Genomic DNA, 354 nt, shown 5'->3' on the forward strand with positions numbered 1-354 from the left:
GGTTTACAGGATGTAATATGCGTTCAATTAAATTAGTTGTGTTACTGTTGTCTCGTTTCATTTTAAAATATTCCATTCCCTGCTATGTTTCTTTAGGGCTGGTATTCGGCAGCCGCCGAATTAGACCTCCGTTAAAGATCAATAGCAATGTAAAGTTCGGCCCTTCACCAGATTGTGAGACCTCTGTATATCTTATTACAGCTCGTTTCTTTTGGTTACTATGGCGTCTGCTGACTGCTCCGCTCTACCATCGCGTGATTACGGAGCTCTCCCTCGGTAAGGGTATTTTCCTTCTTCCAATGCCTGCCAGATCTACTAGTTTGGTCTGCATTCCGTTGAATGTTTCGGACGTTA

Annotated in this window: 1 protein-coding gene; it reads left to right on the forward strand. The window is 43.2% G+C overall.

Annotation, left to right across the window (positions count from 1 at the left end):
• Nucleotides 1-17: 17 nt before the first annotated feature.
• Nucleotides 18-354: hypothetical protein (locus ACRD62_RS22590; protein ID WP_430822334.1), on the forward strand; the 337-nt coding region annotated here is incomplete at its 3' end.

The organism is Carboxylicivirga caseinilyticus, from assembly GCF_050589785.1.
In the GTDB taxonomy this organism is placed as follows: domain Bacteria; phylum Bacteroidota; class Bacteroidia; order Bacteroidales; family Marinilabiliaceae; genus Carboxylicivirga; species Carboxylicivirga caseinilyticus.